The sequence below is a fragment of the Paraburkholderia sp. MM5496-R1 genome, from assembly GCF_050436205.1.
GTDB classification, from domain to species: domain Bacteria; phylum Pseudomonadota; class Gammaproteobacteria; order Burkholderiales; family Burkholderiaceae; genus Paraburkholderia; species Paraburkholderia tuberum.
On record NZ_JBNDLT010000002.1, the window covers coordinates 3,945,764 to 3,962,310 of the forward strand.

At 64.1% G+C, this 16,547-nt stretch carries 9 protein-coding genes and 1 pseudogene; 8 read left to right on the forward strand and 2 right to left on the reverse strand.

The window, feature by feature from the left end; all coding sequences use genetic code 11:
* The first annotated feature begins 10 nt into the window (after positions 1-10).
* Positions 11-4,345: an ATP-dependent RNA helicase HrpA gene (gene hrpA, locus OKW38_RS25425; protein WP_429363580.1), complete on the forward strand. Its 4,335-nt coding sequence runs from the start codon at positions 11-13 to the stop codon at positions 4,343-4,345.
* A gap of 149 nt (positions 4,346-4,494) precedes the next feature.
* Here the strand turns inward: hrpA and OKW38_RS25430 are convergent, their stop codons facing one another.
* Positions 4,495-7,005: a YadA family autotransporter adhesin gene (locus OKW38_RS25430; RefSeq protein WP_429363581.1), complete on the reverse strand. Its 2,511-nt coding sequence runs from the start codon at positions 7,003-7,005 to the stop codon at positions 4,495-4,497.
* A gap of 580 nt (positions 7,006-7,585) precedes the next feature.
* On the opposite strand from OKW38_RS25430, the gene OKW38_RS25435 reads away from it, so the two are divergent.
* The 5 genes and pseudogenes from OKW38_RS25435 to OKW38_RS25455 form a co-directional block, all read left to right on the forward strand.
* Positions 7,586-8,605 (forward strand): beta-propeller fold lactonase family protein, encoded by a 1,020-nt coding sequence (locus OKW38_RS25435; RefSeq protein ID WP_429363582.1) that lies wholly within the window; start codon positions 7,586-7,588, stop codon positions 8,603-8,605.
* Positions 8,606-8,695: 90 nt separating this feature from the next.
* Positions 8,696-9,694, forward strand: coding sequence for a sterol desaturase family protein (locus OKW38_RS25440; protein ID WP_090800869.1), 999 nt, complete (start codon positions 8,696-8,698; stop codon positions 9,692-9,694).
* Positions 9,695-9,891: 197 nt separating this feature from the next.
* Positions 9,892-10,725, forward strand: a complete 834-nt coding sequence (locus OKW38_RS25445; protein ID WP_429334901.1) for an EI24 domain-containing protein — start codon at positions 9,892-9,894, stop codon at positions 10,723-10,725.
* A gap of 19 nt (positions 10,726-10,744) precedes the next feature.
* Entirely contained in the window at positions 10,745-11,584 is an 840-nt protein-coding gene (locus OKW38_RS25450) for a competence/damage-inducible protein A (RefSeq protein ID WP_429363583.1), read from the forward strand.
* 13 nt (positions 11,585-11,597) lie between these two features.
* A pseudogene (locus tag OKW38_RS25455) lies at positions 11,598-12,593 on the forward strand (glycoside hydrolase domain-containing protein); the annotation flags it as partial.
* A 267-nt stretch (positions 12,594-12,860) separates the two neighbouring features.
* Here OKW38_RS25455 and OKW38_RS25460 read toward each other — a convergent pair.
* On the reverse strand, positions 12,861-13,325 hold the full coding sequence (locus OKW38_RS25460) for a rhodanese-like domain-containing protein (protein WP_090800864.1): 465 nt from the start codon (positions 13,323-13,325) through the stop codon (positions 12,861-12,863).
* A 455-nt stretch (positions 13,326-13,780) separates the two neighbouring features.
* On the opposite strand from OKW38_RS25460, the gene glnA reads away from it, so the two are divergent.
* Positions 13,781-15,196, forward strand: coding sequence for a type I glutamate--ammonia ligase (gene glnA, locus OKW38_RS25465; RefSeq protein WP_090800862.1), 1,416 nt, complete (start codon positions 13,781-13,783; stop codon positions 15,194-15,196).
* A gap of 199 nt (positions 15,197-15,395) precedes the next feature.
* Positions 15,396-16,538, forward strand: coding sequence for a nitrogen regulation protein NR(II) (glnL, locus tag OKW38_RS25470; protein WP_090800860.1), 1,143 nt, complete (start codon positions 15,396-15,398; stop codon positions 16,536-16,538).
* The last annotated feature ends 9 nt before the right edge of the window (positions 16,539-16,547 follow it).

Genomic DNA, 16,547 nt, shown 5'->3' on the forward strand with positions numbered 1-16,547 from the left:
ATGCGCCCCCATGTCGAATGTACCCAAAAGTCCCGCTGGGGCGAACGAGAAACCGGCGTCGGCCGGCGAGCCGGCCAACCCCGGCGACACGATGCGCCGCCCAGCGCAGGATGCGAAACCCGATCAGGCGCGTGACGCGCGTCGGGGGGCGGGCGCGTCTGCGCGAAAGGTGCCGCCTGAAGGGGGCGGTGCAGGTCGAAAAGGTCGCGAAGAGCACGCTGGCGCGCGTGACGAACGGCGCGGTGAATCCCGCGATGAATCGGATGACGCGTCTGGTGCGAAGCGGGGCGGTGGGGCTCGTGGCGAGCAGCGTCACGGATTGCGCGACAAACAATCGGGCGAGCCGCGCAAGGAACAACCTCGCGCGCCGCGCGAAGCGCGGCCGTCGCGGGTCGTCGAGCCGAATCCGATTCCACCGGTCACGTTCCCCGAAGCGCTTCCTGTCTCCGGTCGTCGCGACGAGATCGCGCGGGCGATCGCGGAGAATCAGGTCGTGATCGTGTCGGGCGAAACCGGCTCGGGCAAGACCACGCAGTTGCCGAAAATCTGCCTCGCGCTTGGCCGTGGTCTCGGTGCCGGCGGCAATGGTCTGATCGGCCATACGCAGCCGCGCCGGATCGCCGCGTCGGCGACCGGGCGCCGTATCGCCGAGGAACTCGGCACGCCGTTCGGCGAAGTGGTGGGATACAAGGTGCGCTTCAACGACAACCTCGCGCCGGGCGCATCGGTCAAGCTAATGACCGACGGCATTCTGCTTGCGGAAACGCAGACCGATCCGCTGCTGAATGCCTACGACACGCTGATCATCGACGAAGCACACGAGCGCAGCCTCAACATCGATTTTCTGCTCGGCTACCTGAAGGAGATTCTTCCCAAGCGTCCCGACCTGAAGCTGATCGTCACCTCGGCGACGATCGACGCCGACCGTTTTGCGCGTCATTTCGGCAGCGACGACAAACCCGCGCCGGTGATCGAAGTGAGCGGCCGGATGTATCCGGTCGAGGTACGTTACCGGCCGGTCGTCGAGGACAGCCCGGCGGTCAAGGCGGCGCAAGGAACCTCGAGTGCAACCTCGTCTGGCCGCGAGCGCCCGAAGACGCAGCGCGAGACTGATCGTGATCTGATGGAGGCGATCGTCGACGCCGTCGACGAACTGTGCCGCGAAGGCCCCGGCGACGTACTGGTGTTCCTGCCCGGCGAGCGCGAGATTCGCGACGCCGCCGAGGCGCTGCGCAAACATCATCCGCCCCACACGGAGATCCTGCCGCTGTTCGCGCGGCTCTCGGCCGCCGAGCAGGAGCGCGTGTTCCGCGCGTCGAACGCGCGCCGCATCGTGCTCGCGACCAACGTCGCCGAAACTTCGCTGACGGTACCCGGCATCCGCTACGTGGTCGACACCGGCCTTGCGCGCGTGAAGCGCTACTCGTATCGCAACAAGGTCGAGCAGTTGCAGGTCGAGTCGATTTCGCAGGCCGCCGCGAACCAGCGCGCGGGGCGTTGCGGCCGGGTCGCCGATGGCATCTGCATTCGTCTGTATGAGGACAGCGACTTCCAGGGCCGCGCGCGCTTCACCGATCCGGAAATTCTGCGCTCGTCGCTTGCTTCGGTGATTCTGCGCATGAAGTCGCTGCATCTGACGGCGATCGAAACCTTCCCGTTTATCGAACCGCCGCCGGGCCGTGCGATTTCCGATGGCTACCAGTTGCTCAACGAGCTCGGCGCCGTCGACGACGACACCCACCTGACGCCGCTCGGCCGCGAACTCGCGCGACTGCCGCTCGATCCGCGCGTCGGCCGCATGATCCTCGCCGCGCGCGACCAGCAGGCGCTGAAGGAAGTGCTGATCATCGCGAGTGCGCTGTCCGTGCAGGACCCGCGCGATCGCCCGATCGAAGCGCAGGAGCAGGCGGACCAGGCGCATCGCCGGTTCGCCGACGAGCGCTCCGAATTCCTGCAGTGGCTGAAGATCTGGAACTGGTTCGACGAAGCGATCGCGCACAAGAAATCGAACCGGCAACTGCAGGACGAGTGCCGCAAGAACTTCCTGTCGCAACTGCGGCTGCGCGAATGGCGCGACGTTCACTCGCAGCTGCTGACGGTGGTGCGCGAGCACGGCTGGCGGCTGAACGAAGCGGAGGCGACATTCGAGCAGATCCATCTGGCGCTGCTGACCGGTCTGCTCGGCAACATCGGCCTGAAAGCCGACGACGAGCCGTACTACCTCGGCGCGCGCGGCATCAAGTTCTATTTGTGGCCCGGCTCGGCGCTCGTGAAAAAAGCAGGCAAGTGGGTGATGGCCGCCGAGCTCGTCGAAACGAGCCGTTTGTACGCGCGCTGTATCGCGAAAATCGAGCCGGAGTGGGTCGAGAAGGTCGGCGCGCATCTGCTCAAGAAGTCGTTGTCCGAGCCGCATTGGGAAAAGCGCGCGGCGCAGGTGTCCGCGTTCGAGCGCGCGATGCTGTACGGCCTGCCGATCTATCACCGGCGGCGCGTCGCATTCGGCAAGCAGGACCCGGCGCGGGCGCGCCAGCTGTTCATTCGCGGTGCGCTCGTCGAAGGCGAGTTCGACACGAAGCTTGCGTTCTTCGCGCACAACCGCAGGCTGCTCGCCGACATCGAGCAGCTCGAGCACAAGTCGCGCCGCCAGGACGTGCTGGTCGACGACGAATTGATCTACGCGTTCTACGATCAGGCGCTCCCGGACGGCATCCATACCGGCGCCGCGTTCGAGCGCTGGTATCGCGACGAGGTCGAAAAGAGTGCCCAGGCGGAGGACAAGCTGCGGCTGTTGTATTTGTCCCGAGACGATCTGATGCGGCACGAGGCGGCGGGTGTCACGACGGATCTGTTCCCTAAGCGGCTGACGATGGCGGGCATCGAGATGGCGCTGACCTACCACTTCGAGCCGGGCACGCCGCGCGACGGCGTGACGCTCGCAGTGCCGCTGTACGCGCTGAACCAGGTCGACGCGCGCCGCTGTGAGTGGCTCGTGCCCGGGATGCTGAAAGAAAAGGCGCAGTTGCTGCTGAAGTCGCTGCCGCAAAAGCTGCGTCGGCATTGCGTGCCGCTCCCCGAGTACGCGGCGGGCTTCGCCGAACGGCACGGCGCACAGCGCTTCGGAGGAGGAGGCTTGCTCGAGGCGCTGATCGCCGACCTGCGCGAGCAGACCCAGGTCACGATGAAGCAGTCCGACTTCAAGCTCGAGACGCTGCCCGCGCATCTGTTCATGAACTTCAAGGTCATCGACGAACATGGCAGGCAGCTCGCGATGGGGCGCAATTTGTCGCAACTGCGCGCCGAGCTCGGCGCTCAGGCGCAGCAGCATTTCCAGAAGCTCGTTTCGGGCGCGGCGGGCGCCGCCTTGGCCGACGCGGGCGGCGGCGGTGTTGCGGCACCTGCACGCTCTCCAGATTTGGCTCAGAGTGGCGCGTCGCGCGGCAAGGGCGCGGCCGCGCCGCAACCCGCGACACCCGAAGGCGCACCAGCCACCGCGCTGTATGAAAACCTGACCACGTGGAATTTCGGCAAGTTGCCCGAGTTGCTCGAAATTCGCCGTGGTGGTCAGACGCTGTTTGGCTACCCGGCGCTCGTGGACCGTGGCACCCATTGCGACGTCGAGGTGTTCGATTCGCCGGAAGAAGCCGCGCGGATTCATCGGGCGGGCTTGCGTCGGCTCTTCGCGCTGCAGTTGAAGGAGCCGATCAAGTATCTGGAGAAGAATCTGCCAGGCCTGCGCGAAATGGCCATGCAGTTCATGCCGCGCGGCACGCAGGAGGAGCTGCGCGATCAGCTGATCGACACCGCACTCGACCGCGCGTGTCTGCAGGATCCGCTGCCCGACGACGATGCGAGCTTCCATGTCCGCCGCGACGAAGGGCGTAGCCGCCTCACGTTGCTCGCGCAGGAAATTTCGCGGCTGGTCGGTCAGATTCTTGGCGAATACGCGAGCCTGACGAAGAAGCTCCTGCAGGCGAAGCCATTCGTGGCCGCGTACACCGATCTGCAGAATCAGCTCGATGCGCTGATCGGCAAGCGTTTTGTCGTCGATACGCCGTATGCCCAACTCGCACATTTCCCGCGTTATCTGAAGGGGATGGCGCTGCGTATCGACAAGCTGCGCGCGGACGCCATACGCGACGCGCGCCAGTTCGCCGAATTCCAGCCGCTGCTGCAGCACTATCAGCGCGCGGTGTCGCAGCGCGGCGGCGTCGTGGATCCGCGGCTCGCGGAATTCCGCTGGCTGCTCGAAGAATTGCGCATCTCGCTGTTTGCGCAGGAGTTGCGCACCCCGATGCCGGTTTCGGTGAAGCGCCTGCACAAGGTGTGGGAGTCGATGCAGCGCTAAAGCCAGGGCGCTCGCTCGCGGACGCTGGACACTGGGTGTGCACCGCGGCCGATGAGCGGGCCCGCGCACCGGTGCGCGCGGGGTACACCGAGCGTCCTCTGAGCGCCGTCGCGGCCGGACTCGGTCCGATACGTTCACTCGAGCTGATTTCACCAATGCATCCCCGCGCCGATCGATGCGCCGAACTGTCGGCGAGAGTCGGTGCTGCCTTGGACCTTGTAGATCCATTTGCCGGTGTCCGACAACTGCGACACGCTGATTGCGAGCGCAGATTGACCGCCGTACGTGCCACCCGCCATGGCGACCATGCCGTGTCCCGGCAGCACCGCTTGCGGCAAAGCTGCCATCGCGAGCGCCGATGCCGTGCCCCCGTAGCTGTCCCGACGGGCGGAGCGGATCTGGTCGTCGGTATAGCGATTCGACGCGCTGATCGCGCCGCTCACGCTTTGCTGCAACTGATTGACGTTGACCGCGTCGGTGCCTCGCACGCCGGCCGCGACGTTGGCGATCTGGCGTTCCTGGCCCGCCGCGCCAACCGATACCGTGTTCGCTCGGTCGGCGACGGAGCCCTGGCCTAACGCCACCGAGTTGTCGGCGCTCGCGCTGGCTGCGGCACCGACCGCCGTCGCGTTGTTGCCGCTGGCGATGGCGTTCGCTCCGATGCTTGCCGCGTTGGTGCCGCTTGCTTGTGCATTCGCGCCGACGGCAATCGCGTTCGTGCCGGCCGCCTCTGCGTTCGCACCCTCGGCGACCGTGTTGACGCCGCTCGCCCGCGCGTTCGCCCCGGCCGCAATCGCGTGCGCGCCGGACGCCTGCGCGCTCTCAGTCGCGCTATCGCCTGCCGCGCTGAACAACGCGTCGGCCGAGCCGATCGTCGCGTTATTGATCGCGCCTTCGAGCGCCGCGTTCAACTGACCGAGGTTGACCGCGTCGGACGCCTGTACGCCGTCCGCGACGTTGTGGATGACGGTGCCCTCCGTGGTATCGCCGCCGAGCGTAACGCTGTTCCGGTTGATGCTGCCGTCGGCGTTCGTGTCGTACATGACCGCGCCGTCGAGCTTCGCTGCGGTCGCGCTGCTCTGGTCGCTCACCGCTTTCAGCTGGGCGACGTTGACCGCATCGGTGTCGGCGGTGCCAGCCGCGACGTTGGTGATCTGGCGCTCGTTGCCCGTTGAACCGACCGACACGGTACCCGCGCGATCGGCGATCGAGCCCTGGCCGAGCGCGACGGAGTTTGCAACTAGCGCGCTCGAGTTAGATCCGAGCGAAAGTGCGTTGTCGGCGGCTGCGCTGGCACCGGAGCCGAGCGCGAGGGCGCCGGCGCCGCTCGCCGTGGCGTTGGAGCCGAGCGCCGTCGCACCGGAGCCGTAGGCCGACGCTGACGCGCCCAGCGAGGTCGCGTCGGCCGTGCCGGCGACGGCGCCCGCGCCGATCGCGGTCGAGTCGGTTGCGCTGGCGCTGGCGCTGGTGCCGAATGCGGTTGCGTTGCTGCCCATAGCGCTGGCGTTGCTGCCCGCGGCAAGCGCGTGCGTGCCGTCTGCGAGCGCCTCGTTGGAGCCGTCGACCGGGTCAGCAGCGCTGAAGTAATGCAGCGCGCTGCTTTGAGCGAGTGCATCGACCTTGTTGTCGACCGCGCTCAACTGGCTCACGTTGACCGCGTCGGTGGGCGCGGCGCCCGCGGCGACGTTGGTCAGGCGACGCTCGTTGTTCGCCGAGCCGAGCGAGACTTCGCCCGTCGCGCTGGAGGCCGCGATCGGGGTGGCGCCCGTTCCCACGGGCACAAACGCGCTTTGCGACAGGTCCGTCGTGGTGCTGGCGTTGGCGCCTAGCGCGACGCTATTGTCGGCGCTCGCGTTTGCGTTGCTGCCGAGCGCGATCGCGCCGGCTCCCGCGGCCGTTGCGCCGAAGCCGATTGCGCTGGCGTAGGCGCCGCGTGCCTGCGCGGCAACGCCGAGGGCGATGGCGCCGACGCCGCTGACGACGGCATTACTGCCAAGCGCGACGCTCGAGTCCGCGAGCGCCGAGGCCCATGCTCCGGCGGCGAGCGAGTTGGCGCCTCCGGCCTGCGCGACATAGCCGAGCGCGGTCGATCCGATGCTGGTTGCCGTGGATAGGGAGCCAAACGCGGAGGCGGCCGAGTCCGCCGCCATTGAACCGGAGCCCGCTGCGACCGAGTCGACGCCAAGCGCCGACGCGTTCAGACCGACCGCGGTCGCGCGTTCCGCTTGCGCATTCGCATAAGGCCCGAAGGCGCTCGCGCCTTCGCCTTGTGCCGAAGAGGAGAGGCCCATGGCGACGGCGCTATCGCCCTGTGCCGTGGCGTTCGCCCCTACCGCGATCGCGCCGTCGTTTTGCGCGTTCGCCTGCGAGCCGACCGCCAGCGATGAGTTGCCGCTTGCGGTGGCTTGTGCACCTATCGCGACCGCGAAGTCGCCGGGCGCGCTGGCCGTGCCTACCTCGACGGAATCGACGCCGGCGCCTGTCGCTTCCGTGACGTAAAGGGCCGCCGCCGCTATTGCAACACCCGCGGTACTTCGAACCGCCCGGGCGATGCTTTTCTGGCGCGCGGAAGCACGGTGTGTTTGCAGGCAGGCAGTTCGCCGTGCTGCGACTTTTATTTGAGACGTGGTATGGCGAATTATCGAAATATTCTTGTTCATCAATTAAAAATCCTCCGCATTATTGTAGTTGGTGGCACGCAGCGCGTATTCCGACTTTGACGTCAAGTTATTGCCTGGTGGGTTTGAAAATATTGAAAATACAAAAACGCCGGTCATTGGTAAGGCTTGCGTTATTTGGCCGAGCGCGCGTCAGCCCGGCGATGTACGCTCGGGATTCATGGGGGAGGCGTTACCGGGGCGGCGCGTATGGAGAATTCTCCGATGTCCGCGTGCAATCCAGATATCAGCAAACTCCGAAATTCAATCGGGCTAAAAAATATATTAATACGGCTAGGTTTTTATTGATAAGGAAAGAGGATTATTCTTATTGTTCCCGATAATCATTTGCGCGATTTTAACGTGTGGCTGATGCATGATTGACCCTGACAGGGAGAGCACATTGATTCCTCACTCGAAAACCCGCGGCGCGAGCATCAAACCGAACGTGGCAGACGAAACCTCCCGCTCGCGGCCGCGCTTCATCGCACCCGTCATTTTTCGGTCGTCGCCAGTGACTTACGTCAACCGCCCGGACCGGCAAACGTTCTACAATGACCGTTGTTCTCCGAAGCGAGTTTTCATGCGTAAATTTTTTCTTCCCGGCTTGAGTGCCACGTTCGCCGCGACCGCGGTGCTGGTCGCCGCCGCAGGCTTTTTTTCTCCGGCGGCGCACGCCAATAACGTGATCGTGCTCAATTCCGGCGAGGCCACGCTGAGCCTGATCGACGAGAACAGCCACCAGGTCGTCGGCACCGTGCCCACGGGCAAGGAACCGCATCACCTGATGGCCACGCCGGACAATTCCTCGCTGATCGTCGCCAATTCGGTGTCGAACAGCCTGATGTTCGTCGATCCGAAGACGGGGCAGTTACAGCGCTGGGTCGAGAACATCGAAGATCCCTATCAGATCGGTTTTTCGCCTGATCGCAAGTGGCTCGTCACTACGGGACTGCGGCTCGATCGACTCGACATCTATCACTACGACAACCCGAAAAACCAGATGACGCTGGCTTCACGGCTGCCGCTCGCGGTGATGCCGAGCCACATGGCGTTCTCGAATGACAGCAAGACGGTGTTCGTCTCGCTGCAGATCTCGGGCGAGCTCGCCGCCATCGACCTGCCCACGCAAACCGTCAAATGGAAGATGAAGGTCGGCAAGGTGCCCGCGGGTCTGTGGATGACGCCGGGGGAAAAGTACCTGCTCGTCGGCATGACCGGCGAGGACTGCGTCGCCGTGGTGGACTGGCGCAACCAGAAGATCGTCAAGACGATTCACACGGGCAAGGGCGCTCACAATTTCCGCTCGCTCGCCGACGGCAAGCATGTCGCGGTGTCGAACCGCGTCGCCAGCACGATCAGCATCATCGACGAAGACACGCTCACCAACGTCGGCGACATCACCGGCCTGATGCCGGGACCGGACGATATGGAACTTTCCGCCGACAAACGCTATCTGTGGGTGACCTTCCGCTTCGCGAAGCACGTTGGCATCATCGATCTCAACACGCGCAAGCTGATCCAGACCATTTCGGTGGGCCGCTCGCCGCACGGCATTTATTTCTTCGACCGCGCGCCGGTGACGGCGCCGAACGGCGCTTGAGGGGCCTGAGGGCGCCCGACAGTGCCTGAGGGCAACAGGGCAGAGCCAGGACGCCACGAGCCACCAAGGATGAAGTAACAGGCCAGCATCATGTTCCATCTGATTTTCTCCTCACTCGACAGCTTCGTTTCAGCCGCGCAGACGTGGCTGTACGTCGACGTGGTGCAGCCACTGCTGTTCCGGTTCAATCTGATGGACTACGACGAGGACACCTACGACAGCCTGTACTGGGTCATCGTCGGTGTGCTCGAGGTGCTCGCGATGTACGCGATCCTGCGTCCGCTCGAGGCGCTGCGCCCGGTCGAGCAATGGGAGAACCGCAAGGCCGTGCGCGTCGACGTGCTGTACACGTGGATCGCCAAGCTCGGCATTCTGAACCTGTTCTTTTTCTTCGCGCTGCAACCGTTCTTCGACAACGTGCAAGGCTGGCTTCGGCTGCACGGCATCGCGAACCTGAACTTCGACAACCTGTGGCCCGGCGTGACCACGCAGCCGCTCGTCACGTTCGTCATGTATCTGCTCGTACTCGATTTCGCCGGCTACTGGTATCACCGCTGGCAGCACCGCTTCGGCGTGTGGTGGGAGCTGCATGCGGTACACCATAGCCAGCGGCAGATGTCGCTGTGGTCCGACGATCGCAACCATCTGCTCGACGATCTGCTGCAGGCGTCGTTCTTCGCGATGATCGCGCTCGCAATCGGTGTGCCGCCGTCGCAGTTCGTCGTGCTGGTCGCGATCACGAATCTCGCGCAAAGCGTGCAGCACGCGAACATCCGCCTGTATTACGGCTGGCTCGGCGAGCGGCTGCTCGTCAGCCCGGCGTTCCACCGCCGTCACCACGCGATCGGGTACGGTCATGAAGGGCTCAATTACGGTTGCAATTTCGGCGTGCTGTTCCCGTGGTGGGACATGTTGTTCCGCAGCGTGTCGTGGAGCCGCGATATGGAGCCGACCGGTATCAGCGATCAGCTCGAAGGCCGCCGCTATGGCGATGGATTCTGGGCGCAGCACTGGTTCGCCTTCGTGCGCATCGCGCATCGCCTCGTATCGAAGCGCCGCGCACCCGGCAACGACACCGCTGCCGTTTGAGTCGGTTCAGAGTCCGTTCTGAGTCCATTGCGGATCCATTCGAGCGCGCACTTTGCCGCGCTGCTCACTTCCGCCGGCGGCGCGTCCCTTGGTTTATGCTGTGCACGTTCGAGCGCACCCTCCAGTGCCCCTGCATGCCTGGCCCGGGCGCGGCGCGATTTTCCCGTCCATCGTTTCGTTCGCAGGCACTGGCTCGCATGAATGATCTGTTGCGCTCGTTTGGGCGCGCACTCGCAAGCGCGTTGCATCCGCGCATGCTCTGGCTGACCTTCAAACCGTTTATCGTCGCGACGGTCGGCTGGGGCGTACTCCTGTGGTTCTTCTGGCAGACGCTGACCGGCGCGACCCGCACCTGGCTCGACGACTGGTCTTTCACCGCCACGCTTTATCATCTGTTCGACGTGCTCGGTTTTTCGACGCTGCACTCGGTCATCGCGCCGTTCATCGTGATTGCGATGGCGATCCCGCTGATCGTCGTCACGGTGCTGCTGCTGATCGCCATGCTGTCGATGCCGGCCGTGATCCGCTTTCTCGCGGCCCGCCAGTTCGCCGGGCTGGAGATGCGCCGCGGCGGAACGTGGTACGGTAGCCTCGGTCAAGCGCTCTGGACCACGCTGCTGTGTCTGGCGCTGCTGATCGTCACGTTGCCGCTGTGGCTCGTGCCGCCGTTCTTCGCGTTGATTCCGCCGCTGCTGTGGGGATGGCTCACGTATCGCGTGATGACCTACGATGCGCTCTCGTTGCATGCGACGCGCGACGAGCGGCGCGAACTGGTGCGGCGCCACCGGCTGCCGTTGCTGCTGATCGGTATCGTGAGCGGCCTGCTAGGTTCGCTGCCGACGCTGTTGTGGGCTTCGTCGGTATGGCTGATTGTGCTGTTCCCGGTGATCACGACGGTGACGATCTGGATTTACGCGTTCATCCTCGTGTTCTCGGCGCTATGGTTCGGCAACTACTGCCTGCGCGCGCTGCAGCGCATGCGGGCGGAAGCGCCTGGTGGCGCGCGCGAGGTCGCGCCGGTTCCCTATTGATCAAACTAAAGAGGCGGCAATGGCATTTGGCGTCATCATCATCGGCGATGAAATCCTCTCGGGCAGACGCGTCGACAAGCATCTGCCGAAGGTCATCGAGTTGCTCAGCGGGCGCGGGCTATCGCTCGGCTGGGCGGAGTACATCGGCGACGATCCGGAGCGCATCACGGCGACGCTGCGGCGCACGTTCGCGTCGGGCGACATCGTGTTCTCGACGGGCGGTATCGGCGCGACACCGGACGACCACACGCGCCAGTGCGCGGCGGCCGCGCTCGGCGTGCCGCTCGAGCTGCATCCGGAGGCCGCGAAGCTGATTCAGGAGCGTATCCGCGACATGTATCCCGCGAACTCGCCGGCGCCGCTCGATCTGAACTCGGCCGAGAACCGGCATCGCCTGAATATGGGCACGTACCCGCAGGGCGCCGACATCATTCCGAACGGCTACAACAAGATTCCGGGCTTTTCGATCCGCCAACACCATTTCGTGCCGGGTTTCCCGGTGATGGCCTGGCCGATGATCGAGTGGGTGCTCGACACGCGGTACGCGCATCTGCATCACACGACGCCGCACGCTGAAAAATCGCTGCTGGTGTTCGAGTTGCCGGAGTCGCGCGTGACACCGCTGATGGAGAAAATCGAGCGCGATTTTCCGGGCGTGCGGGTGTTCAGCCTGCCGAGCGTAGGGGATGCGGAGCGCGGCGGCGTGTATGCGCGGCATCACATCGATCTGGGTGTGAAGGGTGAACCGGAAGCCGTCGCCGCGGCGTTCGTGAAGCTGCGAGAGGGGGTGCATCTGCTCGGTGGCGATATCGTCGAGCCTGAAGCGGCGGCGGCAGCAGCGGCCACGGGTAAGCCGTGAAGCTGAGCGGGCCCTCAATACGATTCAGGTAAGTAGTCAGGACACGGCTGCGCTGACGAAGTTTTATACGGCGTTCTATCACGCGCTGTGGGCGCCGAGCGGATTCAGCGATTCCAACGGCCAATATATCGGCTTCGACCAGCAGGTCCATACGGTTAGCGCGGGCCACGCGGCGCAGTACACCAGCTTTTCGGGCTGGGACATCCATCGCTCGCTGATTGCGCTCAAGGCCACGCTGTTTCCTCAGGAAACCAGCGATATGGCGCAGTCGCTAGTCAACGATGCGGATCAGTGCGGCGCGATTCCGCATTGGGTCAACGACAACGTCGAGGATGGAGTGATGCCCGGCGAAGCCGGCTCGCTGATCGTGGCGGGCGCCTATGCATTCGGCGCGCGAGCGTTCGATACCTCGGGCGCGCTGAAGCACATGATCAAGATGGCCAACGTTCCCGGAACGGCGTGCAACGGCGTGACCACGAACGGCGGCCGCGCCAGTTATCTGCAGTTCGGCGACATCACGAATGGCGAATGGGGGCAGGCATCGTCGACGCTCGAATACGCGAGCAGCGATTTCGCCATTTCGCAGTTTGCCGGCCAACTGGGCAATTCAACGATCCAGAAGATGCTGCTGAGCCGCTCGGCCTATTGGCAGAACCTGCTCAACACGTCGCTGCCGCCGCCTCCGATCGCCGCGCGCAACTCGGACGGAAGCTGGATTGCGCAGACGCAGAGCAGCACCGACAACTATGTCGAAGGCAATGCCGGGCAGTACAAACAACCACGGCATCGGCAGCGACGGCAGCACCGATACCGATGGTCAGGGTCCCGACTTCGACGGCTCGCTGTTCAGCTACTCGTCGCAGGCCTTGACGGCGGCGGGCGCGGCGCCGGGCAAACCGTTCTCATTCGGCGGCGCGAGCTGCGTCTTGTCTGGCGGCCCGCTCGATAACGCGGTGGCGGTGTGGGGCAGACCATCGCGATGCCGCCGGGCAAGCTCGTGACGAGCGTCGGGCTGCCGAAACAGGTCAGCGCGGGCAAGTTGCACGGGTTCGGGATTTCGGCCGCGCGCTGAACACAATGGAGCGCCGCGCGCGGCGCTCGACGAAACAAGCGGTCCGCGCCTGAGGGTTAGGTTGGCGCGAACCGCGACATCGCAGTGTCACAACCCGCGCCGACGCATTGCAATCAATGCGTGGTCGGCGCGAACCGTTTCAATCGGCGTGCTTCAGCGCCGCGCCACGGGCTTCCGCAGACGCGGGCAGTGCGGCACGCGCCATCAGGCTCCGATCCACGGCAAGCCGCGAAAACACCATCCCGACACCGTCTTCCGATGCCCCTGGCCGTCCTTGTCGCCTTCGAAGCCTTCCAGCAGGTCATACGCCTTCGTGAAGCCGGCCTGGGTCGCGGCGATCGCGGCGAGCTTCGAGCGCGCGGCGCTGCGGCACAGGAACAGCACCGGCGTGTCGGGCGAGGCGACCTTCGCGAGTTGCTGCACGAACTCCTGATTGGGCACCGCGCCCGGATAGCGCGTCCATTCGACATGCGCGTATTGGCCATCACCGATCACCGGCCGGCCGACCCAGTCGAGTTCGGCGCGGGTACGCACGTCGACGAGACGCGTGCGCGGATCGAGTTCCAGCAGTTCGAACGCCTCGGCCGGCGATACCGCGCCCGCGTAGGGCAGTTGGTTCTCGGTGCGGCGGGCGTCCGCCTTCGCGTAAAGCTGTTCGAGCGTGCTCATGAGTGTCAATCTCCTTCGGACCAAATGATCATTCTAGCGCGCTGCAGGCAGCGCACAGACCTGTGTAGACTGGACGGCGCCAGGCAGTCGCGGGCGGCCGTCCCAACCTCGATGCTCAAATATGGTGCATTTCCTGCTGAATGCACCAAAATGGTATGGATCGTCATTTCCAAAGCGGTGAATGAGCGAAATTGGTGCGTTGCGATGCCCGCACGTTTGTTTGCGAGGCTGCTCGCGCCTCGTGCGTGGCCGGCAAACGTAAGCAGCGTAATGGTGTGCGCCGGATTTGCCCATACGAGGCCCAGAGGTGGCACACTATCTGCTTTATAGGTGCCGATCGATTTATCCCGGCAGAATTTTCCGCCCGCGACGCCATATAAGTGGACGTTCCGGGATGGGTCAGCTAGATTGGGCGGCGGCTGAATCCGCCGAAATTGTTAATCAGGAGATAGGTTATGAGTAAATCCGTGGCCGACGTCATTCAACTCGTCAAGGACGAAGACGTCAAGTTTGTCGACTTCCGTTTCACCGACACGCGCGGCAAGGAACAACACGTTTCGGTGCCGGTGTCGGCATTCGATGAAGACAAGTTCGAAAGCGGCCATGCGTTTGACGGATCGTCGATTGCCGGCTGGAAGGGCATCGAAGCATCGGACATGTTGCTGGTCCCGGACGCGAACACGGCCTTCATCGACCCGTTCTACGAAGAATCGACCCTCGTGCTGACCTGTGACGTCGTCGAACCGGCTGACGGCAAGGGCTACGAGCGCGACCCGCGCTCGCTCGCGAAGCGCGCCGAAGCGTACCTGAAGAGCTCGGGACTCGGCGACACCGCGTACTTCGGTCCGGAACCGGAATTCTTCATTTTCGACTCGGTCCAGTGGAACACGGACCAGTCGGGCTGCTTCGTGAAGATCGGTTCGGAAGAAGCACCGTGGTCGTCGGCGAAGGAATTCGAAGGCGGCAACACCGGCCACCGTCCGGGCACCAAGGGCGGCTACTTCCCGGTCGCGCCGGTCGATTCGTTCCAGGACATCCGTTCGGAAATGTGTCTGCTGCTCGAACAGATCGGCATTCCGGTCGAAGTGCATCACCACGAAGTGGGGGGCATGGGCCAGAATGAAATCGGCACGAAGTTCTCGACGCTGGTGCAGCGCGCTGACTGGACGCAGCAACTGAAGTACATCATCCAAAACGTCGCGCACACGTACGGCAAGACGGCAACGTTCATGCCGAAGCCGGTCGTCGGCGATAACGGTTCGGGCATGCACGTTCACCAGTCGATCTGGAAGGACGGCCAGAACCTGTTCGCGGGCAACGGCTACGCAGGTCTGTCGGAATTCGCGCTGTTCTACATCGGCGGCATCATCAAGCACGCTCGCGCGCTGAACGCGATCACGAACCCGGGTACGAACTCGTACAAGCGTCTCGTGCCGCACTTCGAAGCGCCGGTCAAGCTCGCTTACTCGGCTCGCAACCGTTCGGCATCGATCCGAATTCCGCACGTGTCGAACCCGAAGGGCCGCCGTATCGAAACGCGCTTCCCGGATCCGCTGGCGAATCCGTACCTGTGCTTCTCCGCGCTGATGATGGCGGGTCTGGACGGCGTGCAGAACAAGATTCACCCGGGCGAAGCCGCCGACAAGAACCTGTACGACCTGCCGCCGGAAGAGGATGCAAAGATCCCGACCGTGTGCGCGGGCCTCGACCAGGCTCTCGACTCGCTCGACGCGGACCGCGAGTTCCTGACGCGCGGCGGGGTATTCACGGATGCGATGCTCGACGCGTACATCGAACTGAAGACGACGGAACTGCAGCGTTATCGTCAGGCGGTGCACCCGATCGAATTCGAAATGTATTACTCGCTGTAAGGGGCCATGGCGCTTCGCCCTTCACCCGGCGAAGCGCTTTGCCCGACGCTCGCGATCGGTCACGAAGGGACGGCGGCGCCGTCCCTTTTTCGTTAGGCCGTACGCACGGCCGGCCGCGCGCGGGCAACACGGCATTCGGTGCAGCACAATAAAGCAGCACTCCTGATTTATCACCATCTCCTACCGGCCAGACTGCAAGATGGTTCTCAAGAATCTGATCAAGGCAAGGAAAGGACACGAACAGACGCTGTCGGACGACATGCAGCTCGTGAGTTCTGGCCTGTTGCCAGGCTTCGAGGCGCTGCCGACCGTCTTGCTGGTGCTCGAGAAGCGCACGCTGCGCGTCGCGTTCGCGAATCCGTCGGCGGAGTCGATGCTGGAGATGTCTCGCAAGCAACTCACGCAGATGGCGTGGCCAGACATCTTCTCGAACGCGGACGAACTGGTCGCGACGATCACCTCGATCGCCGCACACCGTTTTCACGCGACGCATCTGGACGCCGTGCTCGAACGTCCCGGCCACGAGCCGCTGCACGTGCATGCGATCGTCGGTTTTCTGGAAAGCGCGCAGGACTACGTGTTGCTCGAACTGTTCGAGAACGAGCGGCATCTGCGCACCGACCGCGAAGAGCGCATCAACGACCTGACCGCCGTCAACAAGCATCTGATCCGCAATCTCGCGCACGAAATCAAGAATCCGCTGGGCGGCATTCGCGGCGCCGCGCAACTGCTCGAGTTCGAACTCGGCGAACGTGAGCGCGACGAGTTGCGCGAGTACACCCAGGTCATCATCAAGGAGTCGGACCGTCTGCAGACGCTGGTCGACCGCTTGCTCGAACCGCACCGGCATCCGCATATCGTCGGCGATGTGAATGTTCACGAGGTGTGCGAGCGCGTGCGTCAGGTGATTCTCGCGGAGTTTCCGCGCGGCCTGACGATCGAGCGCGACTACGACGTCAGCGTGCCGGATCTGCGCGGCGACAAGGAGCAGCTGATCCAGGCGCTGCTGAACATCGTGCGCAATGCGGCCGAGGCGTTGCGCGAGCGGATCTCGCAGGGCGATGCGCGCATCGAATTGCGCACGCGCATCGCGCGCAAGGTCACGATTTCAAAACGCCTGTGCAAGCTGGCATTGGACTTGCATATCATCGACAACGGCCCAGGCATTCCCGAAGAGATTCGCGACCGCATTTTCTATCCGCTCGTGTCGGGGCGCGAGGACGGCAGCGGTCTCGGTCTCACGCTAGCGCAGACCTTCGTGCAGCAGCACGAAGGTCTGATCGAGGTGGACAGCCGGCCGGGCCATACCGAGTTTCAGATTCTGCTGCCGCTCGACCTCTAGATAACACAA

What these genes read in the sequence shown, in the direction of transcription:
- hrpA (WP_429363580.1), top strand. Translation starts at nt 11, where the DNA reads ATGTCGAATGTACCCAAAAGTCCCGCTGGGGCGAACGAGAAACCGGCG.
- OKW38_RS25430 (WP_429363581.1), bottom strand. Translation starts at nt 7,005, where the DNA reads ATGAACAAGAATATTTCGATAATTCGCCATACCACGTCTCAAATAAAA.
- OKW38_RS25435 (WP_429363582.1), top strand. Translation starts at nt 7,586, where the DNA reads ATGCGTAAATTTTTTCTTCCCGGCTTGAGTGCCACGTTCGCCGCGACC.
- OKW38_RS25440 (WP_090800869.1), top strand. Translation starts at nt 8,696, where the DNA reads ATGTTCCATCTGATTTTCTCCTCACTCGACAGCTTCGTTTCAGCCGCG.
- OKW38_RS25445 (WP_429334901.1), top strand. Translation starts at nt 9,892, where the DNA reads ATGAATGATCTGTTGCGCTCGTTTGGGCGCGCACTCGCAAGCGCGTTG.
- OKW38_RS25450 (WP_429363583.1), top strand. Translation starts at nt 10,745, where the DNA reads ATGGCATTTGGCGTCATCATCATCGGCGATGAAATCCTCTCGGGCAGA.
- OKW38_RS25460 (WP_090800864.1), bottom strand. Translation starts at nt 13,325, where the DNA reads ATGAGCACGCTCGAACAGCTTTACGCGAAGGCGGACGCCCGCCGCACC.
- glnA (WP_090800862.1), top strand. Translation starts at nt 13,781, where the DNA reads ATGAGTAAATCCGTGGCCGACGTCATTCAACTCGTCAAGGACGAAGAC.
- glnL (WP_090800860.1), top strand. Translation starts at nt 15,396, where the DNA reads ATGGTTCTCAAGAATCTGATCAAGGCAAGGAAAGGACACGAACAGACG.